At 69.4% G+C, this 24,430-nt stretch carries 19 protein-coding genes and 2 pseudogenes; 12 read left to right on the forward strand and 9 right to left on the reverse strand.

Translation table 11 applies throughout. From position 1 onward, the window contains the following. Positions 1-310: 310 nt before the first annotated feature. Positions 311-1,522 carry a tyrosine--tRNA ligase gene (gene tyrS, locus ACK4SG_RS08755; RefSeq protein ID WP_409601363.1) on the reverse strand — a complete coding sequence of 404 codons (1,212 nt, stop codon included), beginning with the start codon at positions 1,520-1,522 and terminating at the stop codon, positions 311-313. A 175-nt stretch (positions 1,523-1,697) separates the two neighbouring features. Between tyrS and ACK4SG_RS08760 the strand changes: the two genes are divergently transcribed. Beyond that, complete coding sequence (locus ACK4SG_RS08760) at positions 1,698-3,140, forward strand: peptidoglycan DD-metalloendopeptidase family protein (RefSeq protein ID WP_409601364.1); 1,443 nt, start codon at positions 1,698-1,700, stop codon at positions 3,138-3,140. A 31-nt stretch (positions 3,141-3,171) separates the two neighbouring features. Continuing rightward, positions 3,172-4,299, forward strand: coding sequence for an anhydro-N-acetylmuramic acid kinase (locus tag ACK4SG_RS08765; RefSeq protein ID WP_409601365.1), 1,128 nt, complete (start codon positions 3,172-3,174; stop codon positions 4,297-4,299). Here the strand turns inward: ACK4SG_RS08765 and ACK4SG_RS08770 are convergent. Further along, a complete protein-coding gene (locus tag ACK4SG_RS08770; protein ID WP_409601366.1) occupies positions 4,287-5,633 on the reverse strand; it encodes an AmpG family muropeptide MFS transporter in 1,347 nt (448 codons plus the stop codon). The genes ACK4SG_RS08765 and ACK4SG_RS08770 overlap by 13 nt on opposite strands. Positions 5,634-5,698: 65 nt before the next feature. Beyond that, on the reverse strand, positions 5,699-6,502 hold the full coding sequence (locus ACK4SG_RS08775) for an exodeoxyribonuclease III (protein WP_409601367.1): 804 nt from the start codon (positions 6,500-6,502) through the stop codon (positions 5,699-5,701). Positions 6,503-6,566: 64 nt separating this feature from the next. Here ACK4SG_RS08775 and pyrE point away from each other — a divergent pair, with 64 nt between their 5' ends. Further along, on the forward strand, positions 6,567-7,217 hold the full coding sequence (gene pyrE, locus ACK4SG_RS08780) for an orotate phosphoribosyltransferase (protein ID WP_409601368.1): 651 nt from the start codon (positions 6,567-6,569) through the stop codon (positions 7,215-7,217). Positions 7,218-7,248: 31 nt separating this feature from the next. After that, on the forward strand, positions 7,249-7,947 hold the full coding sequence (locus ACK4SG_RS08785; protein WP_409601369.1) for a hypothetical protein: 699 nt from the start codon (positions 7,249-7,251) through the stop codon (positions 7,945-7,947). 57 nt (positions 7,948-8,004) lie between these two features. Here ACK4SG_RS08785 and ACK4SG_RS08790 read toward each other — a convergent pair whose 3' ends face one another. The 3 genes and pseudogenes from ACK4SG_RS08790 to coaBC form a co-directional block, all read right to left on the reverse strand. Then, the gene (locus tag ACK4SG_RS08790) at positions 8,005-10,359 is read right to left on the reverse strand and encodes a phosphomannomutase/phosphoglucomutase (protein ID WP_409601370.1); all 2,355 of its coding nucleotides are present in this window, start codon (positions 10,357-10,359) and stop codon (positions 8,005-8,007) included. Between the two features lie 14 nt (positions 10,360-10,373). Next, positions 10,374-10,832 carry a dUTP diphosphatase gene (gene dut, locus ACK4SG_RS08795; RefSeq protein ID WP_409601580.1) on the reverse strand — a complete coding sequence of 153 codons (459 nt, stop codon included), beginning with the start codon at positions 10,830-10,832 and terminating at the stop codon, positions 10,374-10,376. Next, positions 10,832-12,057, reverse strand: a pseudogene (gene coaBC, locus ACK4SG_RS08800) (bifunctional phosphopantothenoylcysteine decarboxylase/phosphopantothenate--cysteine ligase CoaBC). Before coaBC ends, dut begins: the two are co-directional and overlap by 1 nt. A 96-nt stretch (positions 12,058-12,153) precedes the next feature. Between coaBC and radC the strand changes: the two are divergent. The 6 genes from radC (at position 12,154) to ACK4SG_RS08830 (ending at position 17,573) form a co-directional block, all read left to right on the forward strand. Next, on the forward strand, positions 12,154-12,828 hold the full coding sequence (gene radC / locus ACK4SG_RS08805; RefSeq protein WP_409601371.1) for a RadC family protein: 675 nt from the start codon (positions 12,154-12,156) through the stop codon (positions 12,826-12,828). A gap of 427 nt (positions 12,829-13,255) precedes the next feature. Further along, a complete protein-coding gene (gene argS / locus ACK4SG_RS08810) occupies positions 13,256-14,944 on the forward strand; it encodes an arginine--tRNA ligase (RefSeq protein ID WP_409601372.1) in 1,689 nt (562 codons plus the stop codon). Continuing rightward, positions 14,944-15,693 carry an SPOR domain-containing protein gene (locus ACK4SG_RS08815; RefSeq protein ID WP_409601373.1) on the forward strand — a complete coding sequence of 250 codons (750 nt, stop codon included), beginning with the start codon at positions 14,944-14,946 and terminating at the stop codon, positions 15,691-15,693. The genes argS and ACK4SG_RS08815 overlap by 1 nt, the downstream gene beginning before the upstream one ends. Positions 15,694-15,828: 135 nt before the next feature. Continuing rightward, positions 15,829-16,200 carry a hypothetical protein gene (locus ACK4SG_RS08820; RefSeq protein ID WP_409601374.1) on the forward strand — a complete coding sequence of 124 codons (372 nt, stop codon included), beginning with the start codon at positions 15,829-15,831 and terminating at the stop codon, positions 16,198-16,200. A 33-nt stretch (positions 16,201-16,233) separates the two neighbouring features. After that, positions 16,234-17,001, forward strand: a complete 768-nt coding sequence (locus ACK4SG_RS08825; RefSeq protein ID WP_409601375.1) for an SDR family NAD(P)-dependent oxidoreductase — start codon at positions 16,234-16,236, stop codon at positions 16,999-17,001. After that, positions 16,998-17,573 carry a DMT family transporter gene (locus ACK4SG_RS08830; RefSeq protein ID WP_409601376.1) on the forward strand — a complete coding sequence of 192 codons (576 nt, stop codon included), beginning with the start codon at positions 16,998-17,000 and terminating at the stop codon, positions 17,571-17,573. The genes ACK4SG_RS08825 and ACK4SG_RS08830 overlap by 4 nt, the downstream gene beginning before the upstream one ends. Here ACK4SG_RS08830 and ACK4SG_RS08835 read toward each other — a convergent pair. Continuing rightward, positions 17,495-18,604 (reverse strand): annotated as a pseudogene (locus ACK4SG_RS08835) (acyltransferase family protein); the annotation flags it as partial. The gene ACK4SG_RS08830 and the pseudogene ACK4SG_RS08835 overlap by 79 nt on opposite strands. A gap of 11 nt (positions 18,605-18,615) precedes the next feature. Further along, positions 18,616-20,502, reverse strand: coding sequence for an arginine decarboxylase (gene speA, locus ACK4SG_RS08840; protein ID WP_409601377.1), 1,887 nt, complete (start codon positions 20,500-20,502; stop codon positions 18,616-18,618). 164 nt (positions 20,503-20,666) lie between these two features. Here speA and speE point away from each other — a divergent pair, with 164 nt between their 5' ends. Both speE and ACK4SG_RS08850 read left to right on the forward strand, forming a co-directional pair. Next, positions 20,667-21,521: a polyamine aminopropyltransferase gene (speE, locus tag ACK4SG_RS08845; RefSeq protein ID WP_409601378.1), complete on the forward strand. Its 855-nt coding sequence runs from the start codon at positions 20,667-20,669 to the stop codon at positions 21,519-21,521. A 237-nt stretch (positions 21,522-21,758) separates the two neighbouring features. Next, complete coding sequence (locus tag ACK4SG_RS08850; RefSeq protein ID WP_409601379.1) at positions 21,759-23,678, forward strand: diguanylate cyclase; 1,920 nt, start codon at positions 21,759-21,761, stop codon at positions 23,676-23,678. 245 nt (positions 23,679-23,923) lie between these two features. Here the strand turns inward: ACK4SG_RS08850 and ACK4SG_RS08855 are convergent, their stop codons facing one another. Beyond that, positions 23,924-24,262, reverse strand: a complete 339-nt coding sequence (locus ACK4SG_RS08855) for a P-II family nitrogen regulator (RefSeq protein WP_409601380.1) — start codon at positions 24,260-24,262, stop codon at positions 23,924-23,926. Positions 24,263-24,430 lie beyond the last annotated feature (168 nt).

Genomic DNA, 24,430 nt, shown 5'->3' on the forward strand with positions numbered 1-24,430 from the left:
GCCGCCCATCATACAGGGGTTTCGACGTCTGTCAACACCCCGCGATGAACTTTTTCCTCTCTACTGCACCGGCCAAAGCCGTCTGCAGCAGGGCCGCGCATCATACCCGGAGTCACATCACCGTCAACTCCCGGCACCACCGCCTTGCTCGCCCCGCCGCCAACCAACAACCCGTCAGCTGCAGGGCCGCGCATCTTGGACTACACAGCCCGCGTTGGGAAGTCTTGATCTTCCAAGCTGAATGCGGGTATCACGCGCGCGCATGGCCCTCCCGGAGGCACTCGCGCAGGCGGCCGCCGAGGCACTCCCGTCAGGAGGCGACACCCAGGCGGATACGCGCGAAATTGCGCTTGCCCACTGCCAACACGCCCTCGAAGCCAGGCAGGAAGACGCGGGCCGCGTCCTCGAACACCTCGCCATCCACGCGCACCGCACGCTCCTTGAGCTTGCGGTTGGCCTCGGAGTTGCTGGGCATGAGCCCGGCTGCGACCAGCAGCGCCGCGATGCGCAGCCCCTCCGCCGGCACCGCCACTTCCTGCAGCGGAAGGGCGGACAGATCGCCCTCGCCGCGCACGGCGGCATGCCAGCCCGCGATGGCCTGTTCGGCCTGGGCCGCGTCGTGGAAACGCGCCGCCAGTTCCCGCGCAAGCCGCAGCTTCACGTCGCGCGGGTTGAGCCCGGCCGCGACCTCGGCGCGCAGACGCGCTGCTTCGTCAATGCCGATCTCGAAGCTGAGCAGGTCGATCCACTTCCACATCAGCGCGTCGCCAATCTTCATCGTCTTGGTGACGATGTCGATGGCAGGCTCGGCGATGCCGATGTAGTTGCCCAGCGACTTGCTCATTTTGTTGACGCCATCCAGCCCTTCCAGCAGCGGCATGGTCAGCACGATCTGCGGCGGCTGTCCGTAGTGCTCCTGCAGGCCGCGCCCCATCAGCAGGTTGAACTTCTGGTCGGTGCCGCCCAGCTCGACATCGGCCTTGAGCGCCACCGAGTCATAGCCCTGCACCAGCGGGTAAAGGAACTCGTGGATGGCGATCGGCTGCTGCCCCGCGTAACGCTTGGCGAAATCGTCGCGCTCCAGCATCCGCGCCACCGTGTGTTGCGCCGCGAGCTTGATCATGTCGGCCGCCGCCATCTGGCCGAACCATTCGGAGTTGAAGCGCACCTCGGTGCGCTCGCGGTCGAGCACCTTGAACACCTGTGCGGCGTAGGTCTCGGCATTGGCCAGCACGTCCTCGCGGGACAGCGGCTTGCGGGTCACGTTCTTGCCCGTGGGGTCGCCGATCATCCCGGTGAAATCGCCGATCAGGAAGATCACCTGATGGCCCAGATCCTGGAACTGCCGCATCTTGTTGAGCAGTACGGTGTGGCCGAGGTGCAGGTCGGGCGCGGTGGGATCGAAGCCGGCCTTGACCCGGAGCGGGCGCCCCGACGCCAGACGCGCGGCCAGCTCCTCGCGCTTGAGGATTTCCTCGCTGCCACGGGCAATGAGGTCCAGGGCCTGTTGCTGTTCGGACACGAGCACGTCTCTCCACCGGCGTCATAGCGCCGCATTCATGTTTGGGGCGGGTAGCGTTAATTGCCCGTTAAACCGTGAAATCGAAAAACAGCCGTAGATTCAACGGGTTGACGTGCTCTTCACGCATCTCTATGGTAGCGCGTCGATGCTTTCGCCGAGCGCAGGAACCGATCATATGACGGATTCGAACCATGACGCGGTGCGCCGCGAGAACCTCATGCGCGCCCGGGCCAATGCGGATCGTTCCGTCGCCCCGCCGGTTTCCTACCCCTTCCGCGGCCGCTGGACCCGCCGGCACTGGGCGCATGCCAGCGTGCTGACCACGATGGGCGTGCTGCTGGCCGCTATCGTCCCCGGGTTCTCCAGTCTGCTCGACCACCCCATCGGCCACGTCGGCGCGCAGCGGATGACCTTGGCGCTCAACCTGCCAAAGCTGGACAAGCGGGCAGGCCGGGCCGGCGATGACCACTGGCAGACCGTCACCCTGAAGCCGGGCCAGACGCTCAGCGGGGTGTTCGAAGAGCTGGGCATCCCGTATGACCAGCTGGCACTGGTCATGCAGCACCCGAAGATCAAGCCGACGCTGCGCAAGCTGCGTCCCGGCACTGAATTGAGCTTCAACCTGCCCGCTGACGGCAGCGTGCGGGCAATGCGCCTGGAGCCGGGTCCGGGCATCGGCGACACGCCGATCGAGCTGGAATTCAACGGCGAGGCGCTGCGTGAGCACGCCGTCCCGGTGGAGGTCACTACCCGCACCGTGGTGCTGACGGGCGAAGTCGGCAAATCGCTGTTCGCCTCGGCGCGCAAGCTGGGCCTGGGCAGCGCCCAGCTCAACCAGCTCACCGATGAAATGTTCAAGTACGACATCGATTTCGATTCGGACCTGAGCGAGCACGACCGTTTCAGCGTGGTGGTGGACCAGACCTGGAAGAACGGGCAGCTGGTCAATACCGGCCCGGTGCTGGCGGCCACCTTCACTGTTGACGGCAAGCTCAAGAGCGCCTTCCGCTATATGCGCGACGGCAAGCCGGAATACTTCACCGCCGATGGCCGTTCGCTGCGCCGCCCCTTCATCCGTATGCCGATTCCCTACGCCCGACTGACCTCCGGGTTTGGCGGGCGCCAGCATCCGGTCTTGGGCCGCTTCCGCATGCACAAAGGCGTGGACTACGCGGCCGGCACCGGCACCCCGATCCAGGCGGCCGGCGATGCACGCGTGGCCTTCGTAGGCCGCCAGGGCGGCTACGGCAACGTGGTGATCCTCGACCACGGCGGCGGCAAGACCACGCTGTACGGCCACATGTCGCGCTTCGCCAAGATCCGCCCCGGGCAGCGCGTGGCGCAGGGCACGGTGATCGGCTATGTGGGCAGCACGGGTCTGGCCACCGGCCCACACCTGCACTACGAATTCCGGGTCAACGGCGTACACATGAACCCGCTGAAGATGACCCTGCCGCCGCCGGCCCCGCTGTCCGGCGAGTCGCTGGTGGCCTTCAAGAGCCAGACCCGCCGCGCGCTGGACAAGATCCGCGAGGTCGAGGACGTGGTCTTCCAGCTGGACGACGAGCGCGTGGCCAGCGCGCCTGCACAGCCGGCACCAGCGCACAAGAAGGGCTGACCCAGCCGCGCGCGATGCGATACTGCATCGCATGAGCACGCGTCCAACTGACGGCTGTTTTCTCGGCCTGATCTCCGGCACTAGCGCCGACGGCATCGATGCCGCGCTGGTGCGTTTTGACGGCGACCAGACGCGTGTGCGTCCTACGCTGCTGTTCGGCCGCACCTACCCGTGGGACCCTGCGCTGCGTGCGCGCCTGGTGGCGCTGGGCCAGCAGGCGGCGGCACTGACGCTGGACGAGGTGGGCGAGCTGGACGTGCGCATCGGCCACGCGTTCGCCGCGGCGGCGATGGCGGCCATCCGGGATGCCGGGCTGGCACCGCGCGCGATCACCGCGATCGGCTCGCACGGCCAGACCCTGCGCCACCGGCCGCAGGGCGATGCTCCTTTCACCCTGCAACTGGGCGATGCGCATGTGATTGCCGAGCGCTGCGGCGTGCCGGTGGTCGCCGATTTCCGTCGCCGAGACGTCGCCGCCGGCGGCCATGGCGCCCCGCTGGTCCCGGCCTTCCACGCCGCGGTGCTGCGCGCCCCCCACGAGGATCGCGCGGTGCTGAACCTCGGCGGTATCGCCAACCTCACCCTGCTGCCAGCGCGCGGTGACGTCCGCGGCTTCGACACCGGCCCGGCGAATGGCCTGATGGATGCCTGGTGCCTGCGCCACACCGGCAACCACTACGATGCGGGTGGCGCACTGGCCCGGCAGGGCCGAGTGGATGCGGCACTGCTGGCCCGCCTGCTGGCAGAGCCGTGGTTCGCGGCGCCCCCGCCGAAGTCCACGGGCCGCGACCAGTTCCACCTGGGCTGGGTGGAGGCGGCGCTGGCGGGCAACGAGTCGACTGCCGACGTGCAGGCCACGCTGCTGGCGCTGACCGCGCGCACCGTTGCCGACGCCCTGCAAGCCAGCCAACCCGGCACCCGCCGCGTGATCGTCTGCGGCGGCGGCGTACACAATCCGCTGCTGATGGCGGCACTGGCCGAGGCGATGCCGGCAACAACCATCGAGTCCAGCGCCGCGCACGGGCTGGATCCGGACGCCGTCGAAGCGATGGCCTTTGCCTGGCTGGCGCGCGAACACCTGGCCGGGCGGCCGGGCAACCTGCCTGCGGTCACCGGCGCCGCCGGGCCGCGCGTGCTGGGCGCGCTCTACCCGGCCTGAGCCGGCGCGGCGATGCGTACCCGCCGCGACAGCCACAGGCACAGCAGCAGCGCAGGCAAGCCAGCCAGGGCGGTGCCGAGGAAGAACAGCGCATAGCCGTCGATCAGGGTACGGCCCACGGCCAGCTGCTCCACCGCCACGCCCGACAAGCCCTTCAGCAGCTTGCCCAGCAGCGCGTAGAACGAACTGAGCAGCGCGTACTGGGTCGCGGTGTAGCCGATGCTGGTCAGGCTGGACATGTACGCCACCAGCGCAGTACCGGCGAAGCCGGTGGCGAAGCCGTCGATCGCCATCGCCGCCACGAACACCGCGTGGTCGCCGCCCGCATAGGCCACCCAGGTGAACGCCGCATTCGAACCGGGGCCGAGGATCGCCCCGGCCAGCAGGGTAGGCACGAAACCGAAGCGCACCGCGCTGACGCCGGCCGCGGCGATGCCCAGCAGCGAGGCGACAAGGCCCACCGAGGCGCGCACCTCGCCCACGAATGCCTTGTCGATGCCGATATCCGCGTAGAACGGATTGTTCATCGGCCCCATCACGAAATCGGGCAGCCGGTACAGGCTGATCGCCGCCAGCATCAACAGCGCCCATTTACCATGGGTTCTGAAGAACGCGAGGAACGGGCCGGCGATGGCGTCCCACAGGCCGGACGCGGTCCACAGCGGTGCGTGCGACGCCACCTCGGGCCGCTGCGAAGCCGCCGGCTCGCGGGCCAGGAACAACGCCGCGAACAGACCCACGCCCATCAACGCCACCATCGCCCAGTAGGACAGCGCCCAGCCCACGTAGGTCGCCAGGATCAGGATCAGCGCATCGGTCACCAGCAGCGCGGTGCGGTAGCCGAACTGGGTGCCGGAGGTCAGCAGGCCGAGTTCCTCGGCGTCATCGGCGATTTCGATGCGCCAGGCATCAATCACGATGTCCTGCGTGGCCGAGGCGAACGCCGCCACCAGCGCCAGCGCGCCGAACATCACCAGCCCCCCCTGCGGCTGCACGATTGCCATCCCGGCCAGGCCCAGCGCCACCACCAGCTGCGACAGCAGCATCCAGCCGCGGCGGTGGCCCAACCGGCCCAGCAGCGGCACGTCGGTCTTGTCGATGATCGGCGCCCACAGGAACTTCAGCGTATAGGCCAGTCCCACCCACGACAGGAAACCGATCGCCGACAGTTCGCTGCCGTTCTCGCGCATCCAGTAACCCATGGTGTTGCCGACCAGATACAGCGGCAACCCGGACGAGAAGCCCAGCAACAACATCGCCAGCACCTTCGGCCGACGCAGCGCGCGCAGGACGTGGCGCGTGGTGTTCTTGGCGGGCTTGGCGTCAGCGGACATCGGGGCTTCCAGTCAGGGGCACACGCAGGTGCGGCGGTAGGGATGCGGGAACACGAAGGACGCCGTCAGGCGCCGTAGTCGACCAGCACCGGGGCGTGGTCGGAGAACTTCGGTTCGGGGAAGATCTCGGCGCTGCGGATGCCGGCGGCGATCCCCGGCGTGCACAGCTGGTAGTCGATCCGCCACCCGACGTTGTTGGCACGCGCGGCGCCGCGCTGCGACCACCACGAATATTCCACCGCATCGGGCTTGGCCACCCGGAAGGCGTCCTTCCAGCCGAACGCAGGCGGGACGATCAGGCCGTCATGATGCGGATCGGCGATCAGCGAATTGAGCCAGGCGCGTTCGTGCGGGAGGCAGCCGGAGTTTTTCTGGTTCCCGGTCCAGTTCTTGATGTCGTTCTTCGCGCGGACGATGTTCCAGTCTCCGCACAGCACGTACTCGCGACCGCTGGCAAGCCAGCCGTCCAAGATCGGTTTGAGCCAGGCCATGACCTCTTCCTTGAAGCGCTGGCGCAACTCGCCCGAGCTGCCGGAGGGGATGTAGAAGCTGACCACCGACAGGTTGCCGAAGCGCGCCTCGATGTAGCGGCCCTCGTCGTCGAACGGCGCCCAGCCCAGCGCCGTGCGCACCTCGTCCGGCTCGCGGCGGCTGTAGATCGCCACGCCGCTGTAGCCTTTCTTGGTGGAGGCGTCCTTGAACCAGGCCTGGTAGCCCTCGGGACGGAACGCGGCGTCGGCAAGCTGGTGTTCCTGCGCCTTGGTCTCCTGCACACACAGGACGTCGACGTCCCGGCCGGTGAACCATTCGAAGAAGCCCTTGGAAGCGGCCGACCGCAGGCCATTGGCGTTGAACGTGAGGATGCGCATCGGCCAAGGATAGCGGTTCCATGGGGTAACCTTTGCACCCTTCGACGCCATCGACCGTCCGCCCATGTCCGACCATCGCGCCCGTTTCCTGCAGCTGGCCCTGGGGGCCGAGGCCCTGCGCTTCGGCGAATTCACGCTGAAGTCCGGCCGCACCAGCCCCTACTTCTTCAATGCCGGGCGCTTCGACTCCGGTGCCGCGCTGGCCGGGCTTGCGGCCTGCTACGCCGATGCGGCGGAAGCGGCCGGGGTGCAGTTCGACCTGCTGTTCGGACCCGCCTACAAGGGCATCCCGCTGGCCACCGCTCTGGCCTGCGAATATGCCCGCCGCGGTCGCGACCTGCCGCTGGCGTTCAACCGCAAGGAAGCCAAGACACACGGCGAGGGCGGCAGCCTGATCGGCGCACCGCTGGCCGGGCATCGGGTGCTGATCGTGGACGACGTAATCACTGCCGGCACCGCGATCCGCGAGGCGCTGGCCATCATCCACGAGGCTGGCGGCCGGCCGGCCGGCATCGTGATCGCGCTGGACCGGCAGGAACGGGTGCGCGAGGACGTGGCCGAGTCGGCCGCACAGGCGGTGGCGGCGGAGCACGGGATCCCGGTGATCGCCGTGGCCACCCTGTCCGACCTGCTGGCATTCGCCGGCGAGGACGCCGCGCTGGCCGCCCACCGCAACGCCCTGCTCGCCTACCGCGCGCGCTACGGGGTGGTCTGATACGCTCATCGGCAGCCACGGGGGGCCGTCCATGTCGCACCACTTCCGCCTTTTTGCCGCCATCGCCCTCGCGCTGGGCGCCGCAGGCAGCGCCGACGCGCAGACCGCAGCGCCGGCGCAGAAGAAGATCTATTGCTGGGATGAAGGCGGCGGCCGCCGTGTCTGCGGCGATGCGCTGCCGGCTTCCGCGGTGGATCGCGCGCGCACCGAGATCAGCGCCAAGAGCGGCATGACTACCGGTCAGGTGGACCGCGCGCTGACCGAGGAAGAGCGCAGCGCGGCCGAGCAGGCCGCCGAAGTCGCGCGCCGGCAGGCCGAGGCGGAGGCGATGCAGAAACGCCGCGACCTCGCCATGGTCGAGTCCTACCTGACCGAGGACGATCTGCGCCGTGCCTACGGCGAGCGCACCACGCTGCTGGACGAAACCCTCAAGGCCAGCCGCCTGGGCGTGGTCAACCTGCGCCTGAGCCTGCTATCGCTGCTGCGCCAGGCCAGCGACATGGAGCTGGCCAACACCCCGGTGACCCGCAAACTGATCGATTCGATCCAGCGCCAGCACACCGAGCTGCAGCGCCAGCGCCAGATCCTGCAGGCACAGGAAGCCGACCGGGCGGCGCTGGAGCGCGAACTTGCCGATTCCGTGCGCCGCTATCGCGAGATGCGGCAGGCCACGGGCGATGCGACCACCGCAACGGCGCCGCAAGCGGGCTCCACCCCGACCACCCGCTGACGGGGCCCCCGGGGGGACTGACACGCAGGTCTCACCGCGGGCCCACCCGCGGCGGGCTCAGAACGGCAGCTGCAGGCCCGGCTCCAGGCGCAGCAGGTGGTCGCGGAAGGCCTGCTGGATGCGCGCCATGGCCGCGCTGCTATCCGCATCGAACCGCATCACCAGCACCGGCGTGGTGTTGGAGGCGCGAACCAGGCCCCAGCCATCCGGCCAGTCCACCCGCACGCCATCCAGCGTGGTCAGGCGCGCGCCATCGAAACTGGCGGCCAGCCGGAAGCGTTCGACGAACTCGTGGGGATCGCCACCGGGCGCCTCCACTTTGATTTCAGCGGTGGACACGCCATCGGGCAGCGCGTCGAAGACTGCGTCCGGGGACTCCTCGCGGGCATCCAGGATCTCCAGCAGGCGCGCCGCGGCATAGATGCCGTCGTCGAACCCGAACCAGCGCTCCGCGAAGAAGAAGTGGCCACTCATCTCGCCGGCCAGCGCGGCATCGGTCTCGCGCATCTTGGCCTTGATCAGCGAGTGCCCGGTCTTCCACATCAACGGGCTGCCGCCGTAGCGCAGGATCTGGGTCGGCAGCCGGCCGGTGCACTTCACGTCGTAGACGATGACGGCCCCCGGGTTGCGCTCCAGCACGTCGGCGGCGAACAGCATCAGCAGGCGGTCGGGGAAGATGTTCCTGCCCGCCTTGGTGACCACGCCGAGGCGGTCGCCGTCGCCATCGAACGCAATGCCCAGGTCGGCATCCAGACGCTGCACCATCTGCACCAGTGCTTCCAGGTTGTGCGGCTCGCTGGGATCGGGATGGTGGTTGGGAAAGGTGCCGTCGATATCGCAGAACAGCGGGGTGACCTCGGCGCCGATGGCCTCCAGCACCCGCGGCCCCAGCACGCCGGCCACGCCGTTGCCGGCATCCACGACCACTTTCAGGCGACGGCCGATCTGCACGTCGCCGGCGATGCGCTGCACGTAATCCTCGCCGATGTCGCGCTCGTCCAGGGTGCCGCGGACCTCGGCCTCCAGCAGGCGGTCCTCGGCGATGCGGGCGTGCAGGTCCTTGATCGCTTCCCCGGACAGGGTTTCGCCCCCCACCACGATCTTGAAGCCGTTGTAGTCCGGCGGATTGTGGCTGCCAGTGATCGCCACGCCGCAGCCGGTACGCAGGTGGTAGCACCCGAAGTAGACCACCGGGGTGGGCGCCATGCCGATGTCGATGACATTGCGGCCGGCCTTGCGCAGACCCTCGATCAACCCCTGCGCCAGCTCCGGCCCGGACAGGCGGCCGTCGCGACCGACCACAATGGCATCCAGCCCCTGCTCGGCCATCACCGAGCCGATCGCCTGGCCGATCAGTTCGGCCACGCCGGCGTCAAGCGACTGGCCCACCACGCCGCGGATGTCGTAAGCGCGGAAGATGCGGTGGTCGATGACCACGGGCACCTTCGCCTCGGGCTTGGCGGCATCCTGCTCGCGGGCCTGCACGCGCGGCGCCGGTGCCACCGGTGGCAGGGTCTGCTGCAGATCGGACAGGGTGGGGCCGGCCTGGACCTCGCCGATCCCTCCCATCGCCAACAGGCGCGGGCGCAGCACGAACCAGAGTCCGCCCGCCAGCACCACCAGCACCAACCCGAGTCCGAGCGATGCGATGCCTCCCAGCCCGAACGGCGCAGCCACGCTGTCCGGTGCCGCTGCGGCAACGCGCAGATCACTGTCGGGAACCTTTGCACCCATCGCCTCGGCCGATGACGCCAGCGCGGTGTCGCCGCGCTCCACCACGCTGCGCTGCCCCTGGCGCAGCGCCAGGTAGGTCCCGCCCGGCAGCCTCGGCGCCTCCACGCTGCTCTCGAGCCGCGCCAGCGGCAACTCCACGTACGCCACCCGGCCCCCATCGACCGGGACCGCCATCGCCAGTCGATGTTCGGGCCCTGCGCGCACGATGCGTACCGCCATCTTGCCGCTGATCAGGGCATCCTCGGCCACCGCCAGGGTGCCGAACCCGGTACGCGGCAATCCAGCGTAGAGCGCATCGAGATCCCCCGGCCACAGCTCCACGCGGCGCAACTCGCTCCAGCCATCCTTCAGCGCGGCCACTGCAGCAGCAGTATCGCCGGCGGCCACCGCCGCCCTGAAGGGCTTGGCGGACAGGCGCGTACCCAGCTTCTGCCGCTGCTCGCTGAGCGTGCGCCGCACTGCCACCACCACGTCATCGCGCGCGAATTCCAGCGCGTGCTCACGGTTGTCGTCGCGCAGGCGCAGGCCACCGGCCACCAGGCACCACAGGCCCAGCGCCAGCAGCAGCGCGATCAGCCACGGCAGCGCACGCGCCGTCTGCAGGGGATCGAACTGCAGCTTGCCCTGCCCGTCCGCGTCCGCCTCGTCCTTCTTGCCACCCAGTCCGAACACTGCCATGCGTCCTTCCCCTGTCAGCGCACGCCGGTGTGGCCGAAACCACCCTGGCCGCGCGTGCTTTCCTCGAAAGTATCCACCACCTGCAGCTGCGCACGCACCACCGGCAGCAGCACCAGCTGTGCGACGCGGTCCCCCGGCGCGATGGTGAACGCGCTATCGCTGCGGTTCCACAGGCTGACCATCAGCGGCCCCTGGTAGTCCGCGTCGATCAGCCCGGTGCCGTTGCCCAGCACGATGCCGTGTTTGTGGCCCAACCCGGACCTTGGCAGGAGTACCGCGCACAGGCCGGGATCACCGATATGGATGGCCAGGCCCGACGGCACCAGGGCGGTGGCCCCGGCGCCCAGCGTCAGCGGCGCGTCCAGCGCCGCCCGCAGGTCCATGCCGGCACTGTGTTCGGTCGCGTACGCGGGCAGCGGCCACTCGCCGCCGAAACGCGGATCCAGCAGCTTCACCTGCAAGGCGTGCAGCATCATTCGCGCTCCTGTGCGCGCAGCCGCCCGGCCACTCGCGCCAGCAGGGCGGCGGCCAGTTCGGCCTTCGGCGCCGGCCCGAGCGCCTGCTCGCCCTGCGGCTCGATGACCAGCAGCGCGTTGTCATCACTCTCGAACCCGCCGCCTGGCAGGCCCACCTGGTTGGCGCAGATCATGTCCAGCCGCTTGCGCTCCAGCTTGCCACGTGCGTAACGGGCGACGTCGTTGGTTTCCGCCGCGAATCCCACCACCAAACGCGGCCGCTGCGCATGCGCGGCCACGTCGGCCAGCACGTCGCGCGTCTTGACCAGTTCCAGGACCAGCGTGTCCTGGCCCGGCTGCTTCTTGAGCTTGCAGGCCGCCGGCGCGCGCGGGGTGAAATCCGCCACTGCCGCCGCCCCGATATAGACATCGCAGGGCAATGCGGCCATCACCGCATCATGCATCTGCGCGGCGCTGCGCACGTCGACACGGCGGACGCCCGCCGGTGTGGGCAGGTGCACCGGGCCGGCGACCAGCACGACGTCGGCACCCTGCTGGGCGGCGCTGCAGGCGATCGCGAACCCCATCTTGCCGCTGCTGCGGTTGCCCAGAAAGCGGACCGGATCGATGTCCTCGAAGGTGGGCCCGGCGCTGACGACCACCCGCAGTCCAGCCAGCGCGCCGCTCATGCCAGTGCCCCAAGCGCCGCCACGATCTCCGCCGGCTCCGCCATGCGGCCGGGGCCGGACTCGCCCTCGGCCAGCGGGCCGTCGTTGGGACCGACCACGCGGACGCCGCGCGCCAGCAGCGTGGCGACGTTGGACTGGGTGGCCGGGTGGCGCCACATCCGGTGATTCATCGCGGGCGCCACCAGCAGCGGCGCCTCGGTGGCCAGGCACAGCGTGCTCACCAGGTCGTCCGCCAGACCATGCGCCAGCCGCGCCAGGGTGTTCGCCGTGGCCGGCGCCACCACCACCCGCTGGGCCCAGCCGGCCAGCTCCAGGTGGCCCATCGCGGCTTCCGCCTGCGCATCCCATAGGGAGGTACGCACCGGCCGATGTGACAGCGCCTGGAAGGACTGGGCCCCCACGAAGCGCTGGGCGTTTTCGGTCATCGCCACCTGCACCTGGGCACCGGCATCGCGCAGCCGTCGCACCAGCTCAGCGCTCTTGTACGCGGCGATGCCGCCGCAGACACAGAGCAGCACGCGCTTGCCGTCGATGGGAAAACCCGGAGCCTGCATCGGCTACCTGCCTGACCTTGCCACAAAGCGGCAGCTTACCCGATGGCGGGCACGGTTCCGCTGCCCACGGCGCCACGGACCATGCAGTCTTGTTCCATGCACATTCGCGATTGGCCCGAATCGGAACGACCCCGCGAGAAGCTGCTGGCGCGCGGCGCCAGTGCGCTGTCGGATGCCGAACTGCTGGCGCTCTTCCTGGGCTCCGGTACCGCTGGGCGGGACGCCGTGGCCAGTGCGCGCGGCCTGCTGGCCGCCCACGACGGCCTGCGCCGGCTGTTGGACCGCGACGCCCGCGCGCTCACCCGGCTGCACGGCATCGGCCCTGCCCGCGCCTGCCTGCTGGCGGCGGCGCTGGAACTGGGGCAGCGGCATCTTGCAGCGCAGCTGGCGCGGGGCGACACGCTGGCCGATCCCGACGCTGCCGGCCGCTACTTCACCCAGCGCCTGCGTGGCCTCGACCACGAGGTATTTGCCGCGCTCTACCTCGATACCCGCCACCGTGCGCTGGCCTTCGAGGAGCTGTTCCGCGGCGGCATCGACGGCGCCGAAGTGCATCCCCGCGTGCTGGTGCAGCGCGCGCTGGCCCACGGCGCAGCGGCGGTGATCGTGGGCCACAACCATCCCAGCGGGAACCCCGACCCCAGCGCAGCCGACCGCGCAGTGACCGCACGCCTCAAGCAGGCGCTGGCGCTGGTGGATGTGCGCCTGCTGGACCATTTCGTGGTCGGCGACGGCCCCCCCACCTCGATGGCGCGCCGCAGGCTGCTGTAGCCCCGCCCCCTCCGGGCGGACATGCACGCTGCCGAAAACGCCACGCAGCCCCGGGCGATCGACGCCAAGACCGCCAAGCAACCCGCTGAAACCGCAGCGCTCAGGGAATCTGCGAATAACTTCGGCGATTCCCTAAGGCCATGGATGGCCGACCCCGCATCGATCACGTTAGCGGTAGATGCGTGTGCGCCGCGCCCGGACGTGTGCCGGGCTTGGCGTGGGCTGATGCCGCCAGGATGGCGTTGTTCAGACCCTCCTTGAAGGAAGGCGAGGTCGTCTCCCCGCAGGGTCCAGGCGGGCCTGTGCGGCGCAACGCTGGCGGGTCAAACCGTGCTGGCGCTGGCGCGTTCCGCGCTGAACGCACGTCCGGGGCCGCTGCATGGCTCGCGTACAATGGTCGGTCGTTGAACCGCCGTTGCCACGCCACGTGAAAACCCAGCTCCGCGCCCTGATCGAACAAGGCCTGACCGCTCTGCGGGCCGCAGGCACCCTGCCCGCCGACCTTGCCTCGCCCGACTTCGTGGTCGAGCGCCCCAAGGAGCGCGCGCACGGCGACTTCTCCACCAACGTGGCGATGCTGCTGGCCAAGGCCGCGCGCAGCAATCCGCGCGCGTTGGCGCAGCAGCTGGTCGACGCCCTGCCGGCCTCCGACGCCATCGCCAAGGTGGACATCGCCGGCCCCGGCTTCATCAACGTCCACCTGGCGCCGGGCGCCTGGCAGCAGCAGGTGCGCGATATCCATGCCGCTGGCGCCGGGTTTGGTCGCAACGCCAGCGGCGGCGGCAAGACGGTAGGCGTGGAGTACGTCTCCGCCAACCCGACCGGACCGCTGCATGTGGGCCACGGCCGCGCCGGCGTGATCGGCGATTGCATCGCCCGGGTGCTGGCCGCCAACGGCTGGGACGTGAAGCGCGAGTTCTACTACAACGATGCCGGCGTGCAGATCAACAACCTGGCGATCTCCGTGCAGGCACGCGCGATGGGGCTGAAGCCGGGCGATGCCGGCTGGCCTGCCGATGCCTACAACGGCGACTACATCGGCGACGTGGCCACCAGCTACCTGCGCGGTGACAGCGTGGAGGTCGATGGCCACGTGGTGACCGGCAAGAACGACGCCAGCGACCTCGACGCCATCCGCAAGTTCGCCGTCGCCTACCTGCGCCGCGAGCAGAACGCCGACCTGCAGGCCTTTGGCGTCAGCTTCGACTGCTATTTCCTGGAATCCTCGCTGTACACCGAGGGCAAGGTGGAGGAAACCGTGCGCACCCTGGTGGCCAAGGGCCACACCTACGAAGAGGGTGGCGCGCTGTGGCTGCGCACCACCGCCTTCGGTGACGACAAGGACCGGGTGATGCGCAAGTCCGACGGCACCTACACCTACTTCGTGCCGGACGTCGCCTACCACCTGTCCAAGTGGCAGCGCGGCTACCAGCGCGCGGTCACCGAGCTGGGTGCCGACCACCACGGCTCGCTGGCACGCGTGCGCGCCGGCCTGCAGGCGCTGGACTGCGGCATCCCCGTCGGCTACCCGGACTACGTGCTGCACCAGATGGTCACGGTGATGCGCGGCGGCGAGGAAGTGAAGCTGTCCAAGCGCGCCGGCAGCTACCTGACCCTGCGCGACCTGATCGACGAGGCCGGCCGCGACGCCACCCGCTGGTTCCTGGTCGCGCGCAAGCCGGATTCGCAGCTCACCTTCGACATCGACCTGGCCCGATCGCAGTCCAACGACAACCCGGTCTACTACGTGCAGTACGCGCACGCCCGCATCTGCAGCCTGCTGCGCCAGGCCGGTGAAAAGGGCTACGCGTTCGATGCCGCCCACGGGCAGGCCTCGCTGCACGTGCTGGACGATGCGCCGGCGCAGGACCTGATGCGCGAGCTGTCGCGCTTCCCGGAGGTGGTGGAGGCCGCCGGCGCCACGCTGGAGCCGCACCTGGTCGCGCAATACCTGCGCGAGCTGGCCAACGCCTTCCACGGCTGGTACCACGCCAGCCCGGTGCTGGTGGAGGACGCCGCGCTGCGCAATGCGCGCCTGTCGCTGGCGCTGGCTACGCGCCAGGTGCTGGCCAATGGACTGGACCTGCTGGGCGTGTCTGCCCCGGAGAGCATGTGATGGCGGCACGACGCGGAAAGTCGCAGGCCAAGCGCAACGCCTCCGGCGGGCTGCCCGGCTGGGCGTGGCTCGTCATCGGCATCCTGCTCACGCTGCTGGCGGTGCTGCTGGTGCCGCGCTATCTCAAGTCCGGCGGCGGCGACGGGTTCTTCCGGCCCAAGCCCAATCCCGACGCGCTGCCTGCAACGACCAGCGAGGAAGGTGAAGCGATCGCGCCCGATACCGCACCGGCGAGTGGTGGCAAGCAGGACGCCGACAAGCCGAAGCCGACCCAGTACGACTTCTACACCCTGCTGCCGGGCCGCGAGGTCGCCATGAGCGACGCCGAACTGGCGGCCAGCGCCAAGGCCGAAGTCCAGGCACAGGAGCAGGCCAGCGCACAGCCGCCCGGACCGGCGAGTGCCGCGGGCGCCCCGGCACTGCCGGCCCCGTTGGGCGACACCACAACAGCCGCCACTCCGCCGGCATCGGCAACCCCACCCGCAACGCCGCAACCGGCCGCCGGGGGCGACGGTGGCGCGCGCTACCTGCTGCAGGCCGGCGCCTTCGGGGCCTCCGGCGACGCCGAGGCGACCAAGGCGAAAATCGCCCTGCTGGGCCTGAACGCCCGCGTGGAGTCGGCGCAGATCGACGGCAGGACCGTCTACCGCGTCCGCCTGGGCCCCTACGGCAGCGCGTCCGAACTGGCCGAGGCCAAGGCCAAGCTGGCCAGCGGCGGGATGGCGGCGATGGCGGTCAAGACGAATTAAAGCACGCCGGCGGGCGAAGACCGCCCCGGGCCTGGGTGACGTTGGTAGCGATGCCGCGCGACGGGCTGTTCGCGCAGCATCGCAGCCATTGAGATGCCCCCGTGGCATCCTCGTGGGACAGCGAGGATGCCGCCCATGCCCATCGAAGCCGCTCTGATCAAACCCGTGGTCGATGCGCTGCTGGCGCTGCTCCAGCGCGGCGAAAAGGCCACCCTGAAGCGCAATGCCGACACCGCGCTGCGCGAGGCGATCCGCGAGCTGCTGCTGGCCAATCCGGACGAGAACAAGGCGCAGGCGCGGATCGCCATCGCCAAGGCCGCCGGCCTCCTGTCCGAGGACGTGCTGCTGGCCGAGGACATGTTGCAGAAGCACCGCGCTACCAAGGCCAGGACCGCGGGCAAGGCCGGCACCGGGCGCAAGCGCAAACCCGCTACCGCCCCGGACGCTACGATCGGGAGCAGGAAGCCCGTCGCGCGGCGCAAGCCGCCGGCGAAGCCGGAAGGCTGAGCCGGGCCGCGCGCCATCGCTAAACTACGCGCCATGGACACCCACACCCCCCGCACCGCCCTCATCACCGGCGCCACCGCCGGTTTCGGCCGCGCCGCCGCGCGGCGCTTCATCGCCGCCGGCTGGCAGGTCATCGCCACCGGCCGCCGCGCCGAGCGCCTGGACGCCCTGCGTGCCGAGCTGGGCGATGCCCTGCATCCGGCCTGCTTCGACGTTCGCGACGAAGCCGCGATGCGCGCCGCGCTGGATGCGCTGCCGGAACGGTTCCGCGGGATCGACCTGCTGGTGAACAACGCCGGCCTGGCGCAGGGCACCCAGCCTGCGCAGGACGCGCTGCTGTCCGACTGGAAGACCATGATCGACACCAACGTGACCGCACTGGTAACGCTGACCCACGCCCTGCTGCCCACGCTGGTGGCGCGCAAGGGCGCGATCGTGAACATCAGCTCGGTGGCGGGCGTGTACCCGTACCCGGGCGGGAACACCTATGGCGGCACCAAGGCCTTCGTCACCCAGTTCTCGCTGGGCCTGCGCAGCGACCTGCACGGAACCGGCGTGCGCGTGACCAGCATCGAACCGGGCATGGCCGAAACCGAGTTCACCGTGGTGCGCACCCACGGCGACCAGGGCGCCTCGGACAGGCTTTACGCAGGCGCCCACCCGATGACCGCCGAGGACATCGCCGAGGCGATCTTCTGGGTCGCCACCCTGCCGCCGCACCTCAACATCAACCGGCTGGAACTGATGCCGACCTCGCAGTCGTTCGCCGGCTTCCAAGTCCACCGCGAAGCGCAGGCATGAACCTGCTCGGCGCACTGCTGGTGGCGGTGTTGATCGGCGCGGTGCTACCGCTGCAAGGTCTGGTCAATGCCCGGCTGGGCGCCCACATCGGCGGGCCGGTGGCGGCGGCCTTCGTGTCGTTCCTGGTCGGCTCGGCGGTGCTGGGCCTGTACCTGCTGGCCACGCGCACCCCGGTCACGCTGCAGGGCAGCGTCAAGTTGCCGGCGTGGATCTGGATCGGCGGCGCCTTCGGCGCGCTCTACGTGGCCTGCTTCACCCTACTGGTGCCGCGCATCGGCGCGGCCGGGATGATCTGCCTGGCGGTGCTGGGCCAGGTCACCGCGTCCCTGCTGCTGGACCAGTACGGCGTGCTGCAGGCGCCCAAGCCGGTCGACGCGGTGCGGATCGCCGGTGCCCTGCTGGTGCTGACCGGCGTGGTGCTGGTGGTGGCGCCCTGGCGGGCGCAGGCGCAGAAGGCCCCGGGGACCGCCGCCGCGGCGAGCACCGACTCGCGATCGGCGCCCTGGGCGCTGGGCGCGCCGCGCGACAGTACCCGCGTTCGCAGGCGCAGCGCCGGCCGTTCCACGCCGTAGTGCAGGAGGACCGCCGCGGCAATCGAGGCGAGGCCGTACACCAGCCATGCGCCGACGCCGCGCCCGTCCAGCACGGCGCCCCACTGGGCTTGCACCAGCCCGTAGATCGGCTTGTGGACGAGGTAGAGGCTGTACGAGATCGCCGCGATCCATGCCGCACCCGGGATGGCGCGTCCGCCGAGCAGGCCATGCGGCTGCGCACCGGCGAATACCAGCAGGGCCAACCCCAGCGACAGCACCGGCCAGCCGACGCTGTTGCCGAGCAGGCCGACGCGGTCGCGGAACAGCCAGAACGCCAGCGCCATCACCACCACGCCAGCCAGCGCGAAGCGGTTCGCATGTGTCGCCGCGCGCGCCCACGACGCGGGCCGGTAAGCCTGCCACGCCGCCAGCATCACGCCCAACAGCAGGCCGTCGAGCCGGTTCCAGGTCGGATAGTAAATGTCCTCGACGAACCACGGCCGCTGCGGCTGGCTCGCGTCATCGTGCAGCCAGATGCCGCTGCGCAGCGCGATGCCGCCCAGCAGCACAGCCATGCACATCGTCCAGAATTTCATTGCTGACGGCCTGCGTGCCAGCAGCAGCGCCAGCGCCGGGAACAGCAGGTAGAAATGTTCCTCCACGCACAGCGACCACGCGTGCGAGAACGCGGCATGGGTGGCGTAGTCGATGTCGAGGTTCACGAAGAACAGCGCGAACTTCCACCACGGCTCCATCCCCGGCGCCTCGCGGAAGGCCGGCCACAGCAGGTAGACCGCCAACACCGCCCAGAACGCGGGCAGGATGCGGAACGCGCGCTTCAGGTAGAAGTCGCGCAGCGACGGCGTCGCCCCATTCGCCAGCGGCCGCAGCAGCTGCCCGCCGATCAGGTAGCCGCTGAGCACGAAGAACAGATCCACGCCCATCCAGCCGTAGCGTTCCAGCCAGCGCCAGTCCGCGCCCAACCCGCCAACGAGGAAGCTGTGGAACTGCATCGTCCACAGCACCGCGATGGCGCGCAGCAGGTCGAGGCCCGGCAGGCGCGGCGCCACCGCGGGGCCGCTCACTGCGGCGTGTCGTCGAGGTAGGTGTAGGCGGTCAGGCCGGCTTCCAGCGCGGCCTTCAGCGCGTCGCCCTCGGCGGCCGGCAGGTTCGCCGCATCCACCTTCGCGGCGTATTCGCGGCGCAGGTCGGCCAGCTTGTAGCCCACGTAGTCCAGCATGACGTCGGTGGTGTCACCGCGGCGCTGCTGGCTGATCGTGAAGCCGTCGCCCTCGCAGCGCACCTCGATGGCGTCGGTGTCGCCGAACAGGTTGTGGATGTCGCCCAGGATTTCCTGATACGCGCCGACCAGGAAAAAGCCCAGCCGGTAGCTTTCGCCCTTGCGCAGCTCGTGCAGCGGCAGCGAGGAGTCGAGGTCCTCGTTCTCCACGTAGGTGTCGATCTTGCCGTCGGAGTCGCAGGTCAGGTCGGCGATGATGCCGCGGCGGGTAGGAACTTCATCCAGCCGCTCGATCGGAGTGATCGGGAACACCTGGTCGATCGCCCAGACGTCGGGCATCGACTCGAACACGCTGAAATTGACGAAGTACTTGTCCACCAGCCGCTCGTTCAGTTCGTCCAGCAGGTCGCGGTGGCTCTTCTCATCGTAGGTCAACCGCGCCTTCACCGCGTGGGCGATGGCGTAGAACAGGTCGTCGATGCGCGCGCGCTGGACCAGGTCGATCTGGCCCAGTGCGTACAGGCTCAGACCTTCGGCGTGCGCCTGGCTGGCCTCGTGGAACACCTCCACCGCCGGGCGCTGCGCCATTTCCTCGTGCAGCTCGCGCAGCTGGCGTACCGGATGGGATTCGTCGTCATGCGATTCCGGCACGCGGCCTTCCGGCGCGCGCTCCACCTCGCTGACGTTCGCCACCAGCACCGCGTGGTGCGCGGTCATCGCCCGCCCGCACTCGGTGAGGATGCGCGGTGGCGTCAGCCCCTCGGCGCGGCAGGCCTCTGCCAGCGGCTGCACGATGCTGGAGGCGTAGTGGTGGATGCCGTAGTTGACCGAGTTGTAGGAGCGCGAACGCGTGCCCTCGTAATCGATACCCAGGCCGCCACCGACGTCGACATGGCGGATGTTGGCACCCAGCCGCGACAGCTCGACGAAATAGCGGGTGGCCTCGCGCATGCCGGCAGCGATGTCGCGCACGTTGCTGATCTGGCTGCCCATGTGGAAGTGCAGCAGCTGCAGGCAGTCGCCCATGCCGGCATCGCGCAGCTCCTTCCACAGGGTCAGCAGCTGGCGCGGATCGAGGCCGAACTTGGCCTTGTCGCCGCCGCTGTTCTGCCATTTGCCGGCGCCCAGCGAGGCCAGCCGCATGCGCACGCCCAGGCCCGGCTTCACGCCCAGCGCCGCCGCCTCTTCCAGCGCCACCTTCAGCTCGGAGGGCTTCTCGATGACGATGAACGTCTTGAGCCCCAGCTTGCGCCCGATCAGCGCCAGCCGAATGTACTCGCGGTCCTTGTAGCCGTTGCAGACGATGGTGCCACCCGGGCGCGACAGCGCCAGCACCGCCATCAGCTCCGGCTTGCTGCCGGCCTCCAGCCCGAAGCCCTCGCCGTGGTGCGAGGCCAACGTGCCGGCCACGCCGGCGTGCTGGTTGACCTTGATCGGATAGATCGCCGTATAGCCGCCAGCGTAGTCCCAGTCCTGCTGGGCCTGCGCGAACGCCGCCTGCAGCTTGCCCAAGCGGTGCCCCAGGATGTCAGGGAAGCGCACCAGTACCGGCAGGTGGCCACCCTGCGCCAGCGCGGCATCCACGACCTCCGGCAGCGCTATCGACGGCCCGTTCACGCCCTTCGGCCGCACCACGATGCGGCCCTGCGCATCGACGTCGTAATAACCGTCGGCCCAATGCGGGATCGAGTAGGTCTTGCGGGCAAGGTCGGGGGACCAGCGGGTCATGGCGGCAACGTGGGCGGCAGGGGGACGCGCATTGTAGGCCCCCGCAGCCCGCGGTGGGCCTGGGCTACGTGCGCGGGCACGCGGCTTGCCGGCGTGGCCGGCAGCGGCGTTGGCCGCCTTTCGCTAAAATCGCACGTTACCCCCGCATTTCCAGGAATCCCGCGATGCCCCAGACCCGCTGGCTGCACGAACAGTTCGACAAGACCGGCTCGGCCATCGGCTTTCGCATCACCCGCAAGCTGGACGAGGTGCAGTCGCCGTTCCAGAAGATCGAGATCTACGAGTCCACCGACTGGGGCAATCTCATGCTGATCGACGGCGCGATGATGCTGACCAGCCGCGACAACTTCTTCTACCACGAGATGATGGCGCACCCGGCGCTGTTCACCCACCCAAACCCCAAGCACGTGGTGATCATCGGCGGCGGCGACTGCGGCACCCTGCGTGAGGTGCTGCGCCATCCGGGCGTGGAAAAAGCCGTGCAGTGCGATATCGACGAGCAGGTCACGCGCATGGCGGAGAAATACTTTCCCGAACTGTGCGAATCCAACAGCGATCCACGCGCCGAACTGCTGTGGGATGACGGCATCGCCTACATGGCCAACTGTGCGCCGGGCAGCGTGGATATCGTGATCGTGGATTCCACCGATCCGGTCGGCCCGGCCGAGGGGCTGTTCAACAAGGCGTTCTTTGCAAGCTGCCACCGCGCACTGAAAGACGACGGCATCCTGGTGCAGCAGAGCGAATCGCCGCTGGCATTGCTGGAACTGATCAAGGAAATGCGCGCGGAAATGGGCAAGGCCGGATTTGCCAGTTTCCAGACCCTGCCGTTCCCGCAGCCCTGCTACCCCACCGGCTGGTGGAGCTGCACGATGGCCAAAAAAGCCGCGCACGCCGATTTCGGCTTCCGCGACGCCGATGCCCGCGCCAAACCGTTTGCCACCCGCTATTACAGCGCCGACGTCCACCGTGGCGCGCAGGCCCTGCCGCCGTTCGTGGCCGAGGCGCTGCGGGGCTGACCCGCACGGATCCAACCCGTTCGCGCATACTGCGACGACACGGCCTATAGGGGTGGCCTGCGACTCTTTGCGAGCGTCGGAACCATCGCGGAGGCGTTTGTTCGCCGTACCGGCCACTCCCCTATGGCAGGCCCTTGATCCGGTCAAGGGCCTTTTGGCCCGCGCAAACTGCAAAATCCGGCACAATCGCGGTCACTTGGCTGTCATACAGTGACGCCAGTTCCCTCAGGAGTCCGGATGCGTCCAGCCGGCTGGCTGCCAACACTGACCCTGCTGCTGGCCCTGCTGCCTGCGGCAGCGCCGGGGTTTTCTCCGCTGCAGGAGCCCGAAGCTGCCGCACCCACGCGCGCCGCTCGCTTCGACGCGGTATTGCAGAAGGTGATCGGCCCGGAGTCGATGGATGCCAGCACCAGCGACTACGCGGCCTGGCTGGAACAGCTGCGGGTTTTGCTGCCCCCCGGTGATCGCGCCCGCGCGGTGCAGTTCCGCTCGGTGTACTGCACCAATCCGCGCTGGAAAGACCCGCAACAGGGGCTGGCCTACAGCGACGAAGCGTTCAAAGCAGCCCAGGCTGCCGGCGACCTGGCCTCGCAGGGGCGCGCGCTGTTCTGCCGCACCGGTTTCGTGCAGACGCTGCATGGCACCCGCCAAGCCATCACGGAAGCGGACCGCATGGTCGCGCTGCTGGAACATTCCTCCGAACAGCAGCTGCTGGGCGAGGCCCTGATGCTGCGCGGCAGCCTGCTGTCGGACGTGGGCGAGCAGGCACGCGCCCTGCTGGACTTCCAGCGCGCCCGGGCGGCATTCCGCGCTGCCGGTATCCATCGCGAGGTGAACGCGCTGCTGGTGCAGATCGCCACGACCTACCGTCGCATGGGCGACTTCGCACAGGCGGAAGCCTATTTCCAGCGCGACCTGGCCCGCGCCCGGACAGCGGGCGACGGGGGGCAACAGCTTCTGGATCTGACCCAGCTGGGCTATCTGTACGAGGAATCCGATCAGCTGCCGAAAGCCCGCCAGGCCTTCGAAGACGCGCTGGCCCTGGCGCTTCGGCACGAGGATCGCCTCAGCGTGGCGGGCGCCCGGCTGGGGCTGGCCTCGGCCCTGATCGCCCAGGGCGAATTCGATGCGGCGCTCACGGCGCTGTCCCAGGCCCGCGACGCATTTGCGGCGGAACGGTTCGCTGGCAATGACGGCCTGTTGCTGCTGGTGACCGGGCAGGCGCTGGCGGGCAAGGGCGAGCACCGGGCGGCGCTGGCCCATTACCAGTTGGCGCTGCCAAAGATCGAGCAGGACGGCAACTTGCGCTATCTGGCCCTGCTCTACCAGGCCCGCGCCGCCAGCGAGGAGGCGCTGGGCCAGCTGCCATTGGCCCTGGCCGATTACAAGCGCTATGCCAAGCTGCAGACCGAGCTGCAGAGCAAGATGCGGCTGGAACAGAGCCGGCTGCTGGAATACGAATACGAGATCCGCCGGCGCGATTTCGAGAACCGGCGCCTGCAGGCGGAAGCACAGTCCCGCCAGCTGCAGCTGAACCTGCTGCAGCGTGAACGGCGCTGGCAGAGCCTGACCCTGTTGCTCGGCGCACTGCTGCTGGGCGTACTGGCTGTCCTCGCCTGGCGGCAATGGCAACGCGCAGGCCGGCTGCGCACCCTGGCCATGACCGACCCACTCACCGGCACCGCCAGCCGGCTGGCGATCGAGAAAATCCTCGATGCCGCACTGGCCGATGCCCACCGGCACGCCCGCCCGCTCAGCCTCCTGCTGCTGGACCTGGATCACTTCAAGGAGATCAACGACGGCTATGGCCATGCCGCCGGCGATACCGTCCTGCGCCTGGTGACCCAGGCCTGGCAGGCCCAGCTGCGCGACGACGACCGCCTGGGCCGGCTGGGCGGCGAGGAGTTCGCCGTGGTCTGCCCCGGCGCCACCGAGGCGCAGGCCGAGGTGATCGCCAACCGCCTGCTTGACGCCACCCGCCGCCTGGATCTGTCCGCCATCGATCCGGGGCTACGGGTGACCACCAGCATCGGCGTCAGCCAGGCGCAGCACGACGACAGCCGCGAACGCCTGCTGCGCCGCGCCGATGTGGCGCTCTACCAGGCCAAGCAGGACGGCCGCGACCGGTCCGTCCGCGCCTCGGCACCCGCGCCCTGAGGAAGCACCCGCACCCCCTGATTCCACCCGCAGGCCTGCTGGCTGCGCCTGACCGGGCTGCCCTCGCATCCCGCAAGCGTTCAGATGCGCAAGGGAATCTTCAAACAATCCGGGGATTCCCGTCGGCCACGGGTAGGCGGCCACGCATCAATCACACACGCGATAGATGCGTGCAAGCCGGGCCCGGTCAGGTACCGGGCCGGACATGCGCGGACAATGCCGGGGAGGCGTTGTTCAGACCTTCGTCAGAGCGCGTCGGCATCAAGCTCGCCCGTGCGGATGCGGACCACCTGTTGCAGATCCCAGACAAAGATCTTGCCGTCGCCGATCTTGCCGGTGCCCGCCGCCTTCAGGATGGCCTCGGTCACGGCGTCCACGCGGTCGTCAGTAACCGCGATCTCCAGCTTGATCTTGGGCAGGAAATCCACCACGTACTCGGCGCCGCGGTACAGCTCGGTGTGGCCCTTCTGCCGGCCGAACCCCTTCACCTCCGTCGCCGTGATGCCGGCCACGCCAACCTCGGCCAGCGCTTCGCGCACGTCGTCCAGCTTGAACGGCTTGATCACCGCCATCACCATCTTCATCGTCGGCTCTCCTGATCGATGGCGGCAGCATATCGCGCGCGATGCGGGCATACTGCCCCCACCGGCGCGGCGTTTTCCGACGCCCTGCCGCGCCCTGCGCCGACAGCCGGCCCGCGCACCCCGCGCGATGCTGGCCGTCACCGCAGGAGGCCCACCATGACGCCCTTA

This window comes from Thermomonas sp. (genome assembly GCF_046293095.1).
Taxonomy (GTDB): Bacteria; Pseudomonadota; Gammaproteobacteria; order Xanthomonadales; family Xanthomonadaceae; genus Thermomonas.

What these genes read in the sequence shown, in the direction of transcription:
- ACK4SG_RS08770 (WP_409601366.1), bottom strand. Translation starts at nt 5,633, where the DNA reads ATGTCCGCTGACGCCAAGCCCGCCAAGAACACCACGCGCCACGTCCTG.
- ACK4SG_RS08785 (WP_409601369.1), top strand. Translation starts at nt 7,249, where the DNA reads ATGTCGCACCACTTCCGCCTTTTTGCCGCCATCGCCCTCGCGCTGGGC.
- ACK4SG_RS08850 (WP_409601379.1), top strand. Translation starts at nt 21,759, where the DNA reads ATGCGTCCAGCCGGCTGGCTGCCAACACTGACCCTGCTGCTGGCCCTG.
- dut (WP_409601580.1), bottom strand. Translation starts at nt 10,832, where the DNA reads ATGCTGCACGCCTTGCAGGTGAAGCTGCTGGATCCGCGTTTCGGCGGC.
- ACK4SG_RS08820 (WP_409601374.1), top strand. Translation starts at nt 15,829, where the DNA reads ATGCCCATCGAAGCCGCTCTGATCAAACCCGTGGTCGATGCGCTGCTG.
- ACK4SG_RS08855 (WP_409601380.1), bottom strand. Translation starts at nt 24,262, where the DNA reads ATGAAGATGGTGATGGCGGTGATCAAGCCGTTCAAGCTGGACGACGTG.
- ACK4SG_RS08760 (WP_409601364.1), top strand. Translation starts at nt 1,698, where the DNA reads ATGACGGATTCGAACCATGACGCGGTGCGCCGCGAGAACCTCATGCGC.
- speA (WP_409601377.1), bottom strand. Translation starts at nt 20,502, where the DNA reads ATGACCCGCTGGTCCCCCGACCTTGCCCGCAAGACCTACTCGATCCCG.
- ACK4SG_RS08815 (WP_409601373.1), top strand. Translation starts at nt 14,944, where the DNA reads ATGGCGGCACGACGCGGAAAGTCGCAGGCCAAGCGCAACGCCTCCGGC.
- radC (WP_409601371.1), top strand. Translation starts at nt 12,154, where the DNA reads ATGCACATTCGCGATTGGCCCGAATCGGAACGACCCCGCGAGAAGCTG.
- ACK4SG_RS08765 (WP_409601365.1), top strand. Translation starts at nt 3,172, where the DNA reads ATGAGCACGCGTCCAACTGACGGCTGTTTTCTCGGCCTGATCTCCGGC.
- ACK4SG_RS08825 (WP_409601375.1), top strand. Translation starts at nt 16,234, where the DNA reads ATGGACACCCACACCCCCCGCACCGCCCTCATCACCGGCGCCACCGCC.
- ACK4SG_RS08790 (WP_409601370.1), bottom strand. Translation starts at nt 10,359, where the DNA reads ATGGCAGTGTTCGGACTGGGTGGCAAGAAGGACGAGGCGGACGCGGAC.
- pyrE (WP_409601368.1), top strand. Translation starts at nt 6,567, where the DNA reads ATGTCCGACCATCGCGCCCGTTTCCTGCAGCTGGCCCTGGGGGCCGAG.
- ACK4SG_RS08830 (WP_409601376.1), top strand. Translation starts at nt 16,998, where the DNA reads ATGAACCTGCTCGGCGCACTGCTGGTGGCGGTGTTGATCGGCGCGGTG.
- speE (WP_409601378.1), top strand. Translation starts at nt 20,667, where the DNA reads ATGCCCCAGACCCGCTGGCTGCACGAACAGTTCGACAAGACCGGCTCG.
- ACK4SG_RS08775 (WP_409601367.1), bottom strand. Translation starts at nt 6,502, where the DNA reads ATGCGCATCCTCACGTTCAACGCCAATGGCCTGCGGTCGGCCGCTTCC.